Origin of the sequence: Pseudomonas sp. GM41(2012), assembly GCF_000282315.2 — a bacterium.
Classification (GTDB): Bacteria; Pseudomonadota; Gammaproteobacteria; order Pseudomonadales; family Pseudomonadaceae; genus Aquipseudomonas.
The window spans coordinates 70,945-87,357 of record NZ_AKJN02000006.1 but is presented as its reverse complement, the minus strand read 5'-3'; the positions used below and the strand labels follow the sequence as shown (position 1 = coordinate 87,357).

Sequence of the window (16,413 nt, the reverse complement as noted above, 5' to 3'; positions counted from 1 at the left end):
GATTGATGACGATTCATTGAACCACAACTTCATGACAGCTGAGTAGAGTGAACCCCATACCCAGCCACCCGAGTCCTGTCATGTCAGCCCCTATTGCCTCCCTCGACACACCCGTCGCGATAGTCGATGTCCCGAAAATGCAGCGCAATATCCAGCGCATGCAGCAACGCATGGATACCCTGGGTGTGCGTTTGCGCCCACACATCAAAACCAGCAAATGCCTCCCCGTGATCAAGGCTCAGATAGCCGCTGGCGCAAGCGGTGTCACGGTTTCCACCCTGAAGGAAGCTGAGCATTGTTTCGCTGAAGGCATCAGCGACATTTTCTACGCCGTTGCAATAGCGCCCGGCAAATTGGTCCCAGCACTGACACTCAGGCGCAAAGGCTGCAAGCTGAGCGTGCTCACCGACAGTGTGATCGGGGCTCAAGCCATCGTCTCCTTCGGGCAGAAACACGACGAACGATTCGAGGTCTGGATCGAGATAGATTGCGACGGCCATCGATCCGGTCTGACCGTTGAAGACAACGCACTCATAGACGTCGCACGTGTCCTTGTTGAGGGGGGCATGCAATTGCGAGGCGTGATGACCCACGCCGGGTCCAGTTACGAACTCGACAATCTTGAAGCGCTGCAGATTTTGGCCGAACAAGAACGCTTCCTCTGCGTCAGCGCCGCCGAAAGAATCCGCGACGCCGGGATGGCGTGTCCAGAGGTCAGCATCGGCGCCACTCCCACGGCACTGTCGGCACTGAGTCTGGAAGGCGTCACTGAAGTACGCGCAGGCGTCTATGTGTTCTTCGACCTGGTAATGCACAACATCGGCGTCTGCCAGACAGACGAGTTGGCACTGAGCGTGCTGACCACCGTCATCGGCCACCAGCAAGATAAAGGCTGGATCATCACCGATGCCGGCTGGATGGCCATGAGTCGTGATCGCGGCACGCAACGCCAGCGACAGGACTTCGGTTACGGACAGGTGTGTACCGAAGCTGGCGACTGGATCGAGGGCGCGCTGGTCACTGGCGCCAACCAGGAACACGGCATCATCACCCTTGGAGCGGCCGAGAGCGCCAACATCGTAGCGCGCTTCCCCATCGGCAGCCGTCTGCGCATTCTGCCCAACCATGCATGTGCCACGGGCGCGCAATTCCCGGACTATCACGCCTGTGACGCCGAGGGTCTCGTGCACACCTGGAGTCGCCTACATGGCTGGTAATCAAGCAGGTTCGATCGACTTAATCCACACGGCTAATGCAGCAGCTCCGGGTGGACATTACTCCCAGGCGGTATTGCACGAGGGTGTTTTATATGTGTCCGGGCAACTGCCGGTACGCGCGAATGGCGACCACAGTGTCGACCAACCGTTTGAGGTTCAAGCATCAATCGCCCTCGACAACCTCATGGCGATCCTCAGCGAAGCGGGCCGGAGTACGAGTGACCTCCTGAAGGTCACTGTCTATGTCGTAGGGATTGAACACTGGCCCGCCTTTGATCGGATTTATGCCCATTACCTGGGTGAACATCGGCCAGCACGCGCCGTGGTACCCGTTCCGGTCTTGCATCATGGTTACTTGATCGAAATCGAAGCACTGGCCCGCGGTGAACAAAAGGAAACCTACCTATGACGGGGCGCCTTGCAAGACTGGGAGAGCACGAACGCCTCTGCGTAAAACTTTGGGTGGACGGCTTGCCCATCACAGCGTTGCAGGGCGACACCCTGATGGTCGCGCTGCTGACTCAGGGCGCGGCACTGCGCCAATCGGAATTCGATTCGGGTCGCCGCGCCGGTTTCTGCCTGATGGGCGCGTGTCAGGATTGTTGGGTCTGGACCCGCAGCGGCGAGCGCCTGCGCGCCTGTTCCAATGAGGTCCGTGAAGGGCTGGATATTGTCACCACACAACCGGAGGCGATATGGCCACTGCGCGGCTGAGCACTCACCGAGTCGTTATCGTCGGCGCCGGGCCGGCCGGCATACGTTGTGCCGAAACCCTGGTCGCTGCTGGTTTCAAGCCCATCTTGATCGACGAGAATCGCCGGGATGGCGGGCAGATCTACCGTCGCCAGCCCGAAGGCTTTACCCGCGATTACGCCACCCTGTATGGCACCGAAGCCGCCAAGGCCAACGACCTGCACCATAGCTTTGACCGCTTGCGCGGGCAGATCGACTACCGTCCGGACACGCTGGTGTGGAACTTGACACCGGGGCAACTGTGCTGCGTTAGCCAGGGCAAGCACTCGATGGTGGAGTACGACGCCCTGATCCTGTGCACCGGCGCCACCGACCGCTTGATGCCAATCGAAGGCTGGCAATTGGCGGGCACCTACAGCCTCGGCGGGGCGCAGATCGCGCTCAAGTCCCAGGCCGTGTCCATCGGCCACCGCGTGGTGTTCATGGGCAGCGGGCCGTTGCTGTATCTGGTCGCCAGCCAATACGTCAAGGCCGGCGCCAAGGTGGCGGCGGTGCTCGACACCTCGCCGTTGAGCAAGCGAATCGGCGCATTGCCCAAGCTGTTGGCACGCCCCGGCTTGCTGTTCACCGGGATGAAACTGCTGGCGCAGCTCTATCGAGCGAAGATCCCGGTGCATCTGGGCATTTCGCCGCTGCAAGTGCTCGGCGATGCGGCCAGTGGTGTTAGTGGCGTAAGCGTGCGCACGGCGCGCGGTGAGACCTTGGCGGTGGATTGCGATGCCGTGGCCCTGGGTTATCACTTGCGCCCGGAAACCCAATTGGCCGACCTGGCCGGTTGCCGTATGCGCTTCGATGAAGCGTCCGGCCAATGGTGGCTGGCCGTCGATGAAGACGGTCGGACCTCGGTCAGCGGTGTATATGCCGCCGGCGATGGTTCGAAAATTCGCGGTGCCGATGCCGCCGAGCACGCCGGAAGACTGGTGGCCATGGCGCTGCTGGAGGATCTTCAGCAACCGGTGAACATCGGGTTGCGCGACGAACAACGGCACGCGCTGGCGGTAATGGATGAGTTTCGTCTCGGCCTGGCCCAGGCGTTTCCCTGGCCGGCGGCGCAAGCCAAAGCGTTGCCGGACACGGCCATCGTCTGCCGCTGCGAAATGATCAGCGCGGGCGAGTTACGGGCCGTGGTCCGGGAAAAAGGCGCCTGCGAAGTCAACCGGGCCAAGGCGTTCAGCCGGGTCGGCATGGGCCGCTGCCAAGGGCGTTATTGCTCCCAGGCGGGGACTGAAGTGATTGCCGCGGCGGCCGGCGTTTGCGTGGAGCAGGTCGGTCGTCAGCGCGGTCAAGCCCCGGTCAAACCCTTACCGATGACGATCATCGAGGAGCCCTCATGAAACCGCAAAAAAGCGATGTCCTGATTATCGGTGGCGGCATCATGGGCTCAACGTCGGCGTTTTTCCTGCGCCAGCGTGGACACTCGGTCACCCTGCTGGAGCGAGACCAGATCGGTCAGTACGCCAGCGGCGTGAACTTCGGCAACGTGCGACGCCAGGGGCGTTACCTCGGCCAGCTAGAACTGGCCAACCGTTCCTGGGCGTTGTGGAAACGACTGCCGGAGCTGATCGACGACGACCTCGAGTTCATCGCCAGCGGCCATATGCGTGTGTGTTATCGCGAAGATGAAATTGCTGAACTGGAGGCCTATGCCGCGGCCCCGGAGGCCCGTGAACTGGACTTGCAGATCCTCACCGGCAAGGCCTTGCATGCCCGTTTCCCGTTCCTCGGCCCGGAAGTCAAAGGCGGCTCCTATGCGCCCCACGATGGCCACGCCAACCCGCGTCTAGCCGCCCCGGCCTTTGCCCGGGCAGCCCGCCGTCTTGGTGCGCGGATCGAAGAGCGAACCGAGGTCGCCGAGGTGCAGAAGATCAATGACGAATTCCACGTCACAACCGCCGATGGCCAGCTATTCGTCGCCCAGCAACTGTTGATCACCGCGGGCGCCTGGGCCGCCAAGCTGTCCGAGCAATTCGGCGAACCGGTGCCGCTGGAACCCAATGGTCCGCAGATGTCGGTGACCGAGCCGGTGCCCTACGCCTTGCCGACCGTGATCGGCGTCTTTACCAAAATCAAGGAAGAGGTGATCTACTTCCGCCAGATCCCCCGCGGCAACATCATCATCGGCGGCGGCAACCGCTGCAAACCAGACATGTTCAACCGGCGCGCCTACTTCAAGCCGGAAAGCCTGCTCAACCAGATGCGGCAAATGCGCCGTCTGCTGCCGGGGGCCGAGAAGCTGAACATCATCCGGGTGTGGAGCGGCATCGAGAGCTATACGCCGGACTCCCTGCCGGTCATCGGCCCCAGCGGCACCGTCGACGGCTTGTTTTATGCCTTCGGCTTCTGCGGCCATGGCTTCCAGCTCGGACCGGGCGTCGGCGACGTGATGGCCGAACTGATCAGCACCGGCAGTACCAGCACCTTGATCAGTCCATTCGATATCCGTCGGTTTACTAACCCATCCGCGATTGCGATGCCGTTATCTACAAGCCTCCTCAGCACAGGCAAACTTATATGAGCCGCGCACCGCAACTCCCTGATCGCCCCACTCAAGATCGCCATCTTCAAGGAGGCTCCATGCCTGCAACGTCAGATTCTGCCTATCTTTACCGCACTGTAACCGCGGCCGACATGCCTGCGGCACATGCTCTCTCCGTGCACCTGAAATGGCCTCACCGAGAAGAAGACTGGGCCATGGTACAGCGCACGTCCGAAGGCTTTGTCACGGAACATAACGGTCAGTTGGTCGGCGTAGCATTCGCCTGCCATCAAGGTGCTTATTCCTCCATCGGCCTGGTGATCGTGAGTGATGAGCACCAAGGAAAGGGGATCGGACGTCGACTGATGAACCTGTGCCTGGAAGCCACTGCACCACGCACGCCGATTCTCAATGCCACCGAGTCGGGCGCACCGCTCTATGCAAGCATGGGATTCGTCGACTTCGCGCGAATCCAGCAGCATCAAGGCGTGCCACAGACACCAGAGCTGAGCCCTTTGATCAAGGGTTCTTATTGTCACGCATTAGGCCCAGCCGATTACCCAAGGCTGATTGAATTGGCCAATGCTGGTAGCGGCCTTGACCGCACAGCGGTACTCAACGATTTGCTCCCGATGGCCGAGTACGTGGTCGGCATTGACGTGGATGGAAAACTACAAGGGACTGCCCTGCTCCGCCGTTTTGGCCGTGGCCATATCATTGGTCCGGTTGTCGCACAAAACCTGGAACAGGCCCAGCACTTGATTACCCTCCTTCTGCGTTTGATACCCGGTGCCTTTGTTCGCTTCGACATTCTGGCCGATTGCGGGTTGGCCGGCTGGTTGGAGAGCCTGGGGTTGCAGTGCGTCGACAGAGCGCCGCGAATGGTTCTCGGCGTGCCCCCGCAATCAAGCGGCGGAATCGAGCAGTTTGCTCTGGTTACTCAAGCTATCGGCTAGCGATCACGACCGCCAGCAAGGGTTTTATCGGAACGCAATGCCAACGTAAGCGGCTCAGTTGCATTGATGCAAAGTTAGCCCGGCAGATACAGCAGATTATCCTTTGCCGACTTGAACAACGGCATATTTTGCCTGAGCCATTTTGTTAGTTTATTGATGTGACAGGGCCCTAGGGATGTACTGGTCGCTACGGTGATGCTCTGACTCGCGACCTCCCCGGCCCTGCTGTTCGCAGCGCCTATTACCGCTCCAAGGAGCTAGTTGGATGACAACACAATCTTCGAATAACTACAGCGTTGATCCACAAACGTCTCACAAGTTTTATATCAACGGCTGTTGGTCTTCCCCTGCAATCCCGGCAAGTTTGCCTGTGGTCAATCCGGCAAGTGAAGCCGTTGTAGCTGAGGTCGCGCGTGGCTCTGCCGAGGATGTTGATCGGGCAGTAGCCGCGGCGCGTGCAGCGTTTCCTGGTTGGTCTGCTTCCTCCGCGAAGTCGCGTGCGCTTGTCCTTGGAAAGATCTATGACCTCATCCTTGAGCGCAAAGAGGTTCTTGCGCAGGCTCTCTCTCTGGAAATGGGCGCTGCCATCGGTTTCGCACGGGCAATGCAAGTGCCTCTGGCGGCCGAACACGTTCGGGTCGCACGTGATCTCCTGTCCACCTATCGTTTCCAAACAGTTGAAGGCGGCACCGCGATTGAACGCGAACCCATAGGCGTCTGCGGTCTCATCACTCCGTGGAACTGGCCGCTTTATCAAATCACCGCAAAAGTTGCCCCGGCGATTGCTGCCGGGTGCACAGTGGTCTTGAAACCGAGCGAGCTGTCACCTCTGAGCGCCCTTCTTTTTGCACAACTGGTGCATGACGCAGGCCTCCCTCCTGGCGTCTTCAACCTAGTGAACGGAAGTGGTCCCGAGGTCGGCGCAGCCATGGCCGCGCATCCCGATATCGATATGATTTCGATTACCGGCTCCAACCGCGCGGGCGCGCTGGTCGCACAGGCGGCCGCCCATACGGTGAAACGCGTCACACAAGAACTGGGAGGCAAGTCGCCGAATCTTTTTCTTCCCGACGCTGACTTCGCCAAAGCCGTCCCGCTGGGAGTGATGTCTGCCTTTCGCAACGTCGGACAATCGTGCAGCGCCCCGACAAGAATGATCGTTCCAAAGGACAGGCTGGCGGAAGTCGAATCGCTGGCTGCCGCAACCGCCAATGCAATCATCGTGGGTGACCCGCAATCGGAAGAGACGGTACTCGGTCCCATTGCCAACGAGGCCCAGTTCAATCGCGTGCAAGCAATGATCGAGGCCGGCCTGAACGAAGGCGCAAAACTCGTTTGCGGTGGACCAGGACGTGTGCCGGGTTTTGAAAAAGGCTTCTATACCCGACCGACTATTTTCTCCGAAGTCGATTCCGCCATGCGGATCGCTCAAGAAGAAATTTTTGGCCCAGTGTTGTGCATCATTCCGTATGAAACGATCGATGAGGCGGTCGCTATCGCAAACGACACGGTATATGGGCTGGGCGCCCATGTTCAGGCGCAGAACCTTGATCTTGCGCGTGCCGTTGCCTCTCGTATTCGAGCAGGACAAGTGCATCTGAACTACCCCGCCTGGAATCCAATGGCTCCGTTCGGTGGCTATAAGCGATCGGGTAATGGTCGTGAGTACGGTGTCTACGGCTTTGAGGAATACCTGGAAACCAAAGCAATCATTGGATTTGGCGGATCGCTGGATTCGCCTTCGCGCACGTAGAAAAGCGGTGCACCCAAGGGTTCATCGTACCGGACGTGGTGCTGGTGCTCGGGGCCAACGAAAAACCTCGGCCTTCCAATAGGCCGAGGCTAATGAGAGGCCCCCCTCATCCAGAGTTCGCCCGCCGACAAGAGTCGCTAGGCTGTTGCTGTTCGTCAGTGAACGCCTGATAGTGCTTCCGGCCATTCAGAAATGAGGTTGTTACCTCAAAGCCCTGCTCACTTTCCAAGACTCCCTTTTTTGCCCGAGCAAAATTTCTTGCGCCCGTGGGCAGGCAATTAGTGACCGCGAATATACTGTTCGAGTTGCAGAATCAGGTCTGCTTGTTCTGTAATTGAAGCCTTGACCAGATCACCAATCGGGCCAAATCCTCATCTCGCTATCCAAGCTGCTCCAGCAACAAACCGATTCAGTGCGCGTCCGAATTCAAGATTCTCATTCGAGACTCAAATCAGGACTTAAAAGCACTGGATGGCGCCGGATTTCAGTGGTTCCCGCCGGAACGAAAAAAGGACCCGAAGGTCCTGATTTCAGTCGCTTGCAGAATTCAGTGGAACTCTGCAGCGCAATATTTGGAGCGGGAAACGAGACTCGCACCTGGTATCCGACCCATTGAAATCCAAGGGGTTTCTTTTGGCTGGATCGAGCGCAACAAGGAGGTTTTCCGCACCATCGCTCTGAAGCAGATTGCTGAAGGCTTCAAGTACAGCCCAGGACATCGATTGGCCGGCGAGAACGCGGATAGCTTCTTCGGCAAAATCGGAGCGTCGCGGCATCGCGCTCGGCCAGATCGGTCGCCAACACGTCGAACGGAACCGCCGAAGGCGCGACCGGAAACTCGCCGTTGTGGAAGTCGGGATGGGACATCCGACCGACATGCCACAGCCGATCGTTTCACATAGCGTCAAACGAAAAGCGCCATGACGGCCGCAATTCGGGCCGTTTTTATAGTGTTTCAGCTTCGCGCAAAGTCAGCGGGCTGTTCTGGATGTAGCGTGCAATCTCGTCCTTGCGCATGAATGCGACCCCCGGCCGGCTTTTGGCGTAACGCAGAAACTCGTCCCAGACCCTCACCATCTGCGGCGAGCCGCTGATGCGGTCATGAGCGCTGACCGACATCATGCGGCGGCGTGTGCCGGCTTCTTCGTAGAGTTGATCGAAATCCAGCTTGATCTGCTCCAGGAACTGGGTCGGCGAATAGTTGCGGCCTTCGATCAGCAGGATGTCGTTGTTGCGCAGCGTATATGGCACCACGACGAAGTCCTTGCCGTTGACCTGTTCGATGAAAGGCTCATCGCGACTCAAATCATCGATGTGGTAGACGTAGCCCAACTCTTGTAGCAACGACAACGTGTTCGGACCACGCCGCAGCCAGTTGCAGTTGTAGCCTATCGGTCGCTGGCCCGTGACTTCTTCGACCATGCTGGCTGCCTGGATGAGGAACTGCTTCTCCTCCTCGCGGCTCATCGCATACTGGGAACTCCAGCGAGGACCGTGTCCGGCCGCTTCATGGCCGCGCGCAACGATCTCTCTTGCCATTTCGGGATGCCGCCGAGCGGCCTCGCCGATCATGTGCGAGGTCACCTTGACATGGTGGCGATCCCACAGATCGAGCATGCGTGGAATTCCCTCGCGATAGCCGTAGGCGAACCAGGTATTGGCTGCTAGATCCGATGGAATGTCCGGCGGAAAATCTACCTTGGGGAAAGGACTGTCCGTACCTTTGGACGGCTGTCCACCCGCCTCAAATTGCATGGAAATGGAAATGACCAGCCGAATGCCGTCAGGCCAGAACTGACCATGGCGTGGCGTAGTCACGAGCTTTGACGTGGAGGGAGCAGCTTGCGCGGCTGCGACGGTAGGGAACACCGCACTCGCAGCAAGAACGCCCGCTGCCGCCCCGGCTCGATTGAGAAACGTCCGGCGGCTGACTTGCTCCAATGTATTCGGGCCGTCAGCAATGGGTTCATGGTCAATGTTCATCAGTGAAATATCCTTACTTGGCAATCAAGCCGAGCTGTTGCAGCAGAGTCAGATTGTCTTCGAGATGCCAGTTCTCAGCGATGCGACCTTCGACGACGCGATAAATATCGGTCGCGATGAAGTCGATCGGCTGCCCTTTGCCCTGGACGCTCTTGAACTGGCCGGTAAAGTGGCCGGTGAAATGCAAATGAGCGATGACTCGGTCGCCAACCACCATCATCTGCTCCACTTCACACTGGATATCGGGAATAGCCGCATGCATCGTTTTCGATGCCGTGATCGGCCCGGTGATGCCTTGGGGGCGACCTGGCGGCAGTGTTGAATCCTTGAAGTCGGGTGCCAGGGCGGCGTGCGCGAGAGCTTCGTCGCCGGTGGTCCAGAACGTGCCATAGCGGCGTGCGGCCAGGATCTGCGCCTCGACCTGTGTTTTCGCAAGACTATGATCGACGATCACAGTGCGGGGCTGGACGAGCGAATCGGTCGCGGCGAAGACGGGGGTCAGCGCGACGGTGACCAGAGAAGTGAGTAACCAACAACTTGCGCGGGTCAGGCGCGCAACAGGCAAAAGCGACATGAGGATTCTCCAATCGATAGGTAATGAGGGATACACGGTCGAACCGCAGTTTGATAAAGGCTCGGCTGCTCAGGGGATGACTGATTGCTGATTGGTGACCAGTTCGATGACGACGCCGGATGCCATTGCGACGAACAACTGGCGTTCGCCCGCAAGCGGCACTTCATTGAGCCCATAGTGAACGCCGCTGAGTCGAATCCGATCGAGCGACTGCGACCATTCCTGAAGGCTGTTGAGGCGCAATCCGATATGGTCAATACGAGGGGGAACTGGTTTCCCAGACGAGGCGGCGGCCGCTTCGATCAGATGAATGACCGGCTGCCCGTTTGCATAAAGCCAGTAGCCACTTACGCCGAATGGCGGACGTGGACCCTCGCTGAGGCCAACGACGGAGCAAAGAAAGCGCCGTGCGCCTTCGAGGTCTCCGGTGACGATCGTTGCATGGTCAAGCTTCATGACGAGACTCTGGCTGTTTGTTCATGCCGCTATTTTGCGTAGCCCTCCTCAATTTGATAATTGGCGTATTATTTGAATAACTTTCAAAAAATTTCGAAATATCATGGACTACCTAGGCGACATCAGGCTGTTTGTCGAAGCAGCAAATCTCGGTGGATTGTCGGCTGCAGGTCGCAAGCTCGGGCTATCCCCCGCTGCCGCGAGTGCGCGCCTGGTTAAGCTCGAATCTGTGTTGCATACGCGCCTGTTCGAGCGCACGACACGCCACCTGCGCTTGACGGATGAAGGGCGGACGTATTTGTCCTATTGCCAGCAGGCACTCCAGGCACTCGACGATGGCAATGCCTTTCTCCAAGCTGGGAAAAGCGTCGTGGGTGGCAAGATGCGAATATCCGCTACCTCGGATTTCGGTCGCAACGTGTTAAAGAGCTGGCTTGACCAGTTCAACACGCAATACCCTGAGGTGAGGTTCGCGCTGGTGCTGTCGGATTCGCTGTCGAATTTGTTGCAAGACGATATTGATCTCGCCATCCGATTTGGCGTGCCGCCGGACAGTTCCTTCGTTGCCCGCCCCCTGGCACCCAATCGGCGCGTGCTGTGTGCATCGCCTCGATATCTGGCAAAACACGGCGCCCCCGAACATCCACGGGATTTGGAACGTTTCGACTGCATTGTCCTTAACTCTGTCGCCGGGCCTGCAAACGACTGGCGCTTCAGCCGAAATGACAAAGTCGAAAGTTATAGGGTCCCGCTTGCAAACGCTCGCGAGACGAATGATGGCGCGGTTGCTCGAGAGTGGGCGGTTCACGGTTACGGCATTGCAATGAAATCGATGTGGGATATTGGCGCAGACCTACGAGCAGGACGCTTGAAGATTCTATTGCCGCAGTGGCGGTCTGAGGACGCGCCGGTACATGCCCTATATCAACGTAACCGGTATATGGCACCTCGCGTACGCGCCCTTCTCGAATTTCTGATCGAGCGCTTTGCAGAAGAATCCAGCAACCTGGACGAATATTTGAGCTGATACTTTCGAATGCAGCTGCAAGAAGCGACGAAGCGGCGGCATAGGTGACTTTCGCGCCGGTGCATCAGTGCGCGATTACAAACTCGATCACTGGATAAAAGGATGGTGACGTTGTCTCTCACTCTGAGTGACTCGCCTGAAAAAACTTCAACAATGTTCGATCGACCAGGGTGCTGAACGTCACAACGTTCAGCACCCTCTGACTCGCTCACTTCCTCTCGCGGTTCACCACTTCCTGCTTGAGAGGAAGCGTTGGATTGCCCTCGCTATCCGCAGTTGTCGAAGCAGATCCGGGCTGATTGTCAGCCCTGTCATTTCAGGACTTATTTCCACCAATACTCGACCTGAACACCTACGTTGGAACCTTGCAGGTCTGTACCAAACGCACCGGTATCAGACAGCGCCGATCCCGGAGATTGCAAGCTGGCGGCGCGTTGCGCAACCTTGTTCCAGGTAGCGTAGGTGTAATACAGACGAAATTCCGGCCTGTCCCAGAATCCAGGGCCCTTCGGTGACCAGGTAGGCGCGATGGTGTACTTAGTGAGTTTTCGGGTACCGTCTGCAGCTTCAACCTGGTCGCGCCCAACTTCGGTGATCAACTTGAACTGGTCCGTGAACGCATAAATTGGCCGAACACCAATGGATAACCAGTTCTGATCATCACCATCAGGGCGCGTGTCTTTTTGATAGACCAATTCAACTTGACCACTAAAAGCATGGGTCATTTGCCAGTCGAAAAACTCCACGAGCCGCCAGCTCTTGTTGCTCTCATCCAACGTGGTATCACCGGTGTAGCCCAATGCGGTGCCCGGCCCTCGGCCGTATTGAACAGCGAACTTGTTGACTCCGCCAAGAAACGCGACCTGCTTGTGCTGGGCAACCACCGACCAGCCCTGATGAGCATTCTCGCGGCTCGGCTTGTCCAGATAACTGACGCCCAGTTGAACCTCGCCACCGGGATTTGTGTTGAATCCGCTGACGGTCACATCATGACGGGTAACAAAATCCTTTTGGAAGACGTTGTCCTTGCGTGAGAACACGTAGCTGTATTTCAGATCTCCCAATGCGACCTGGTCGAACCCAAAGCCTGTTGAGCTTTGGTTCCAGTAGAAGTAGTCGGAAATATTGATGTCGTTTCGGTTGTAGTAACGACGGCCCGCCCAGAAAGAACCGCCATTCAATGCCGGCATCTTGCTCCACTCAGCGTAGAGCTGGCTCATCCGCGTATAGCCGTGCTCCCCGTCAAATTTTGGTTCATGGCCATATTCGTTATAAAACTGTGCCATGCCTTCCACGCTGACCACCGAGCCGTCGTCCAGTGAAAGCAGATCCTGGCGCAAATCCAGCTCCAGATATTGCTCACATTCGTTGCCAAGACGGTATTTGGATTGCGCGCCCGGTAGCTGGAAACACGACTGTTTCCCTCCTTGAGTCGAATCCCCTACTCCGGTTCTGAAATAACCACTGAAGTCTGTTGAATACGCGTCAACGGGCAAAAAGCCGACAGCAAAGGACGCACCCAGAACTGCGCTGAGAGTTTTAACGTTCATTCATAACACCTTTTGTTTGTTATATTTATTGGATAAGGCCGACGCGAACAGCACGCTTTTAATCAAAGTACGCGGTTAACTCCCACGCACCTGTTTCAGAAAGGGAAATACCAAGTTAAATCGAATAGAAAAGGCACCGCTGAACCAATGAGAAAAATCCAGGCATTGCCGGCGCAAAGTGACCAGACGAGCTAACGATAAGGCATTAGTCCCGTCCAATCTTATGAGGCTCTACCCCCGATGACGTCCTCGGAAGAAATCTATAAGACCCTGCGTCGAGGAATCATCAGCCGGTTGTGCGTCATAGCGAGTCAGGAGGCTATGCACGCTGTTACTTAGCTCCTTGCCCAGTTCCACGCCCCATTGATCAAACGAATTGACTCCCCAAATTACGCCCTGGACAAAGACCTTGTGCTCATAAAGGGCGATCAGCGCACCAAGGCTATGTGGATTGATGATCTCAAGAGCAACTGTATTGCTTGGCCGGTTACCGGGGATCACTTTATGCGGTGCCAGTCGTTCAATCTCACTGGAGGAAAGGCCTTTGGCTTTTAACTCTGCCTCAGCTTCACTGCGAGTTTTGCCCCACATCAGCGCTTGGCTTTGAGACAAGCAATTGGCATACAGCCATTCCTGATGATCAGCCACTGGATTGTGGCTGACCACAGGCACAATGAAGTCAGCTGGAATCAGAGCCGTTCCCTGATGCAGCAACTGGTGGTAAGCGTGCTGTCCGTTACACCCCACGCCGCCCCAGATTACCGGGCCCGTGGTGCAAGACACTGACGTGCCGTCATGACGAACACTTTTGCCATTTGACTCCATGTCCATCTGCTGCAGATGCTTAACGAAGTTGCGCAGGTAATGGTCATAGGGCAAGAAAGCATAGCTTTGCGCACCCCAAAAATTGTGATACCAAACGCCGAGTACCGCTAAAAGAACAGGAAGGTTCTGTTCCAATGGTTCGTTCAGGAAATGCTGATCCATAGCGTATGCGCCGGATAGCAGTTCCTTGAAGTTAGCGATGCCAATGGCCAGCGCAATCGGCAGGCCAATTGCAGACCATAGTGAGTAACGGCCACCGACCCAGTCCCACATAGGAAATATGTTTGCTTCACGGATGCCGAAATCCAGCGCTGCCTGGCGATTACTGGTCACAGCAATGAAATGGCGATATAGCTTCTCTTCCGTCCCGCCCTTAGCCAAGTACCAGCTACGAGAAGCTTGTGCATTCTTCAAGGTTTCAAGAGTACCGAAGGTTTTGCTGGAGATGATGAACAGCGTTGTTTCTACGTTCAGTTCGGCTGTAACCTCTCGGAACTCACTGCCGTCGATATTAGCTAGATAATGGCACCGCACCCCATGCCGAGCAAAAGGCGCCAGCGCCTCAGAGACAAGCTCCGGGCCCAGAAATGAGCCACCAATACCAATGTTTACGACATCGGTGATGACCTTGTCGTTGTAACCACGCCACAGATGGTTATGGATACGACTCACAACGTCAGTCATCTGCGCCAAGGCTCCATGCACATCGCGCATCAAGTTGCGACCATCGACCATCAAAGCGTCTCCCACTGGTCGCCGCAGCGCCGTATGCAGCACTGGACGTCCCTCGGAGCAGTTGATTTTCTCTCCACTGAACATGGCACGCGCGGCCTGTTCCACGCCTGCCTCGCGAGCAAGGTTTACAAGCAATGAACGCGTTTCGTGAGTGATCAGGTTTTTGGAGTAATCCAAAAAAAGCCCGCAGCCCGCCAAGGAAAAGTCTTGAAAGCGTTTACTGTTATCTCGAAAGGCATCGCGCATACTAAAATTTTTCATGCTCTCCCGATGGTCGAGCAGATTGCGCCATGCCGGCAGTGCAGTCACATCATTCGTTTTGTTGTAGTTATTCATGCTCAGCCCTTCTTCGCCAATACGGCTTGTGCCGTCTCAATCAACTCTTTTCTTGCCATTCAAATTTAAGCATTTCGTAATTCTGCGAACGCAGAAGCGCCATCACAGGAATAAGCTCTGCATTTTGCAGTTACAACCAATTACCTGAAGAAAAACAAAACCGAACGCGGGACACTCAAGCAGAAAACACTGAAAACATACATATACGTGCACGACAAATGGAAACCAGGTGCTAGTCGTTTAGTTTCAAAGTTATCCAGGCGGCGAGACGTGAACAAGAGTCAAGTAATTCACGTCTGCACCGCTAAATCCTCAGGACGAAACCCTGAGTACAGTCATTTGGGAGCGCCGCAAGAATCTCGCTGGATTAAAGAGGGTTTTAATCTAATAGTCTGACGTCTACCCTCAGGTTGCTTGATACGCTTCAATAAAAGCTTCACAGCCTGGGCTCCGAGTTCCTCGAGAGGTTGCGCTACAACTGTCAGTCTTGGGCTAAAAGCATCCGCCCAGTCGAAATCGTCAAAGCCAACCAGCGCGATATCCTTTGGCACCTCAAGCCCCGCTTCACGAAGAGCCTGCATTGCACCAATAGTCATCAAGTTGTTTGCAGTCATTATTGCGGTGGGCGGGTGCTCTAGCGATAGCAAATGGCGAGTGGCTTCCATTGCCGGCGCAATCGCCGATTCACCACAGCAAACCAATTGATCTTCGTACTCAATTCCAGCGTCAGCCAAAGCCGCACGGTAGCCGTCAATTCGCTCATGAGAAGAAGACTGGGTCAATCGTCCGGATACCATCCCGATACGCCGATGACCAAGCTTAATCAAATGTGCAATCAACTCTTGAGAGGAGTGCTTATTCTCTACCCCCACCTGATCAAAAGACGTCGAGAGAAGTCGATCGATGAGAACCGTGGGTATCTTGTTGGCTTTTAAGTAATTAAATACTCGATTTTCCGGATCATATTCCGAAGCGAGTACAATCCCGTCAACACGTCGCTCATGCAGTGCCTTGACCGCTTTGAGTTCCTGTTCCGGATCTCTTTGCGTATTGACCAGTATCATCATCAAACCGCTTTTCGCGCATGCCGCTTCGATGGCACGTACTGTTTCACTGAAATAATAGTTTGAAAGCGTAGCAATCGCCACGCCGATAGCACCCGAACCCGAAGAGGAACGAGCCAGAGACCGAGCGAGTGAGTTTCGAATATAGCCTACGGACTCTACAGCCTGATTCACACTACGGACGGTGTCAGGATGTACTTTACGAGTACCGTTGAGTACATGAGATACCGTAGACATTGATACGTTCGCGGCTCTCGCGACATCGCTCATCTTTGCGCCCACTGTGTATCACTCCTTTCTCACGTGATTTGATGGATAGCGCTGAACTCATGTCCAGTTGCTACCTATTGTAAAGCTCACGGCGAGAAAATGCGTCGATGGCTCTCGGAATTGATGCCGGGACGAACCCGCAATTTCGTGAAAGACCCAGCGAGGTGTGCAGCACATCTGAAGTCTGTGAATCGAGATGGTGGAATCCGCTATGCAGCATAGCCGGGCACTCCTTTTTATTATCGTAGCGATCATCCTGCGAACCAATTGATGGACGCAGCAGCGCTTGTTGAAAAAAGCATAGCCGAGACGAAAGCGCTTGCGCAAGCGCTTTCCTAACATCCTATTCACCTCATCTTTGATCGGGGCTTCCCTAGGGGATGGACATGGAAGTGCTTTTTGGAGAATTCCTCGAACGAAAAGGAAAGCGCTTGCGCA

At 56.2% G+C, this 16,413-nt stretch carries 14 protein-coding genes and 1 pseudogene; 8 read left to right on the top strand and 7 right to left on the bottom strand.

From position 1 onward, the window contains the following. Nucleotides 1-80: 80 nt before the first annotated feature. The 7 genes from PMI27_RS25170 (at nt 81) to PMI27_RS25200 (ending at nt 7,155) form a co-directional block, all read left to right on the top strand. The gene (locus tag PMI27_RS25170) at nt 81-1,217 is read left to right on the top strand and encodes a DSD1 family PLP-dependent enzyme (protein WP_008146446.1); all 1,137 of its coding nucleotides are present in this window, start codon (nt 81-83) and stop codon (nt 1,215-1,217) included. Next, nucleotides 1,207-1,626, top strand: a complete 420-nt coding sequence (locus tag PMI27_RS25175; RefSeq protein ID WP_008146444.1) for a RidA family protein — start codon at nt 1,207-1,209, stop codon at nt 1,624-1,626. The genes PMI27_RS25170 and PMI27_RS25175 overlap by 11 nt, the downstream gene beginning before the upstream one ends. After that, nucleotides 1,623-1,931, top strand: a complete 309-nt coding sequence (locus PMI27_RS25180) for a (2Fe-2S)-binding protein (protein ID WP_024164525.1) — start codon at nt 1,623-1,625, stop codon at nt 1,929-1,931. Before PMI27_RS25175 ends, PMI27_RS25180 begins: the two co-directional genes overlap by 4 nt. Then, nucleotides 1,913-3,304: an FAD/NAD(P)-dependent oxidoreductase gene (locus tag PMI27_RS25185; RefSeq protein WP_024164524.1), complete on the top strand. Its 1,392-nt coding sequence runs from the start codon at nt 1,913-1,915 to the stop codon at nt 3,302-3,304. Before PMI27_RS25180 ends, PMI27_RS25185 begins: the two co-directional genes overlap by 19 nt. Next, nucleotides 3,301-4,485: an NAD(P)/FAD-dependent oxidoreductase gene (locus tag PMI27_RS25190; RefSeq protein WP_008145832.1), complete on the top strand. Its 1,185-nt coding sequence runs from the start codon at nt 3,301-3,303 to the stop codon at nt 4,483-4,485. The genes PMI27_RS25185 and PMI27_RS25190 overlap by 4 nt, the downstream gene beginning before the upstream one ends. 59 nt (nt 4,486-4,544) lie before the next feature. Continuing rightward, nucleotides 4,545-5,402 carry a GNAT family N-acetyltransferase gene (locus PMI27_RS25195; protein ID WP_008145830.1) on the top strand — a complete coding sequence of 286 codons (858 nt, stop codon included), beginning with the start codon at nt 4,545-4,547 and terminating at the stop codon, nt 5,400-5,402. A 265-nt stretch (nt 5,403-5,667) separates the two neighbouring features. Next, nucleotides 5,668-7,155, top strand: a complete 1,488-nt coding sequence (locus tag PMI27_RS25200; protein WP_008145828.1) for an aldehyde dehydrogenase family protein — start codon at nt 5,668-5,670, stop codon at nt 7,153-7,155. A 278-nt stretch (nt 7,156-7,433) separates the two neighbouring features. Here PMI27_RS25200 and PMI27_RS31050 read toward each other — a convergent pair. From PMI27_RS31050 to PMI27_RS25215, 4 genes and pseudogenes are all read right to left on the bottom strand, one after another. Continuing rightward, nucleotides 7,434-7,526 (bottom strand): annotated as a pseudogene (locus PMI27_RS31050) (CBS domain-containing protein); the annotation flags it as partial. Between the two features lie 574 nt (nt 7,527-8,100). After that, nucleotides 8,101-9,138: a polysaccharide deacetylase family protein gene (locus PMI27_RS25205; protein WP_008145827.1), complete on the bottom strand. Its 1,038-nt coding sequence runs from the start codon at nt 9,136-9,138 to the stop codon at nt 8,101-8,103. A 13-nt stretch (nt 9,139-9,151) separates the two neighbouring features. Continuing rightward, a complete protein-coding gene (locus tag PMI27_RS25210; protein ID WP_008145825.1) occupies nt 9,152-9,712 on the bottom strand; it encodes an ester cyclase in 561 nt (186 codons plus the stop codon). Between the two features lie 69 nt (nt 9,713-9,781). Next, complete coding sequence (locus PMI27_RS25215) at nt 9,782-10,168, bottom strand: VOC family protein (protein WP_008145823.1); 387 nt, start codon at nt 10,166-10,168, stop codon at nt 9,782-9,784. A 103-nt stretch (nt 10,169-10,271) separates the two neighbouring features. Here PMI27_RS25215 and PMI27_RS25220 point away from each other — a divergent pair, with 103 nt between their 5' ends. Further along, entirely contained in the window at nt 10,272-11,195 is a 924-nt protein-coding gene (locus PMI27_RS25220; protein WP_008145820.1) for a LysR family transcriptional regulator, read from the top strand. A gap of 323 nt (nt 11,196-11,518) precedes the next feature. On the opposite strand, the gene PMI27_RS25225 is transcribed toward PMI27_RS25220, so the two are convergent. From PMI27_RS25225 to PMI27_RS25235, 3 genes are all read right to left on the bottom strand, one after another. After that, the gene (locus PMI27_RS25225) at nt 11,519-12,745 is read right to left on the bottom strand and encodes a maltoporin (RefSeq protein ID WP_008145818.1); all 1,227 of its coding nucleotides are present in this window, start codon (nt 12,743-12,745) and stop codon (nt 11,519-11,521) included. A gap of 231 nt (nt 12,746-12,976) precedes the next feature. Continuing rightward, nucleotides 12,977-14,641, bottom strand: coding sequence for a glucose-6-phosphate isomerase (gene pgi, locus PMI27_RS25230; protein WP_008145816.1), 1,665 nt, complete (start codon nt 14,639-14,641; stop codon nt 12,977-12,979). Between the two features lie 335 nt (nt 14,642-14,976). Then, the gene (locus PMI27_RS25235; RefSeq protein WP_008006387.1) at nt 14,977-15,987 is read right to left on the bottom strand and encodes a LacI family DNA-binding transcriptional regulator; all 1,011 of its coding nucleotides are present in this window, start codon (nt 15,985-15,987) and stop codon (nt 14,977-14,979) included. Nucleotides 15,988-16,413 lie beyond the last annotated feature (426 nt).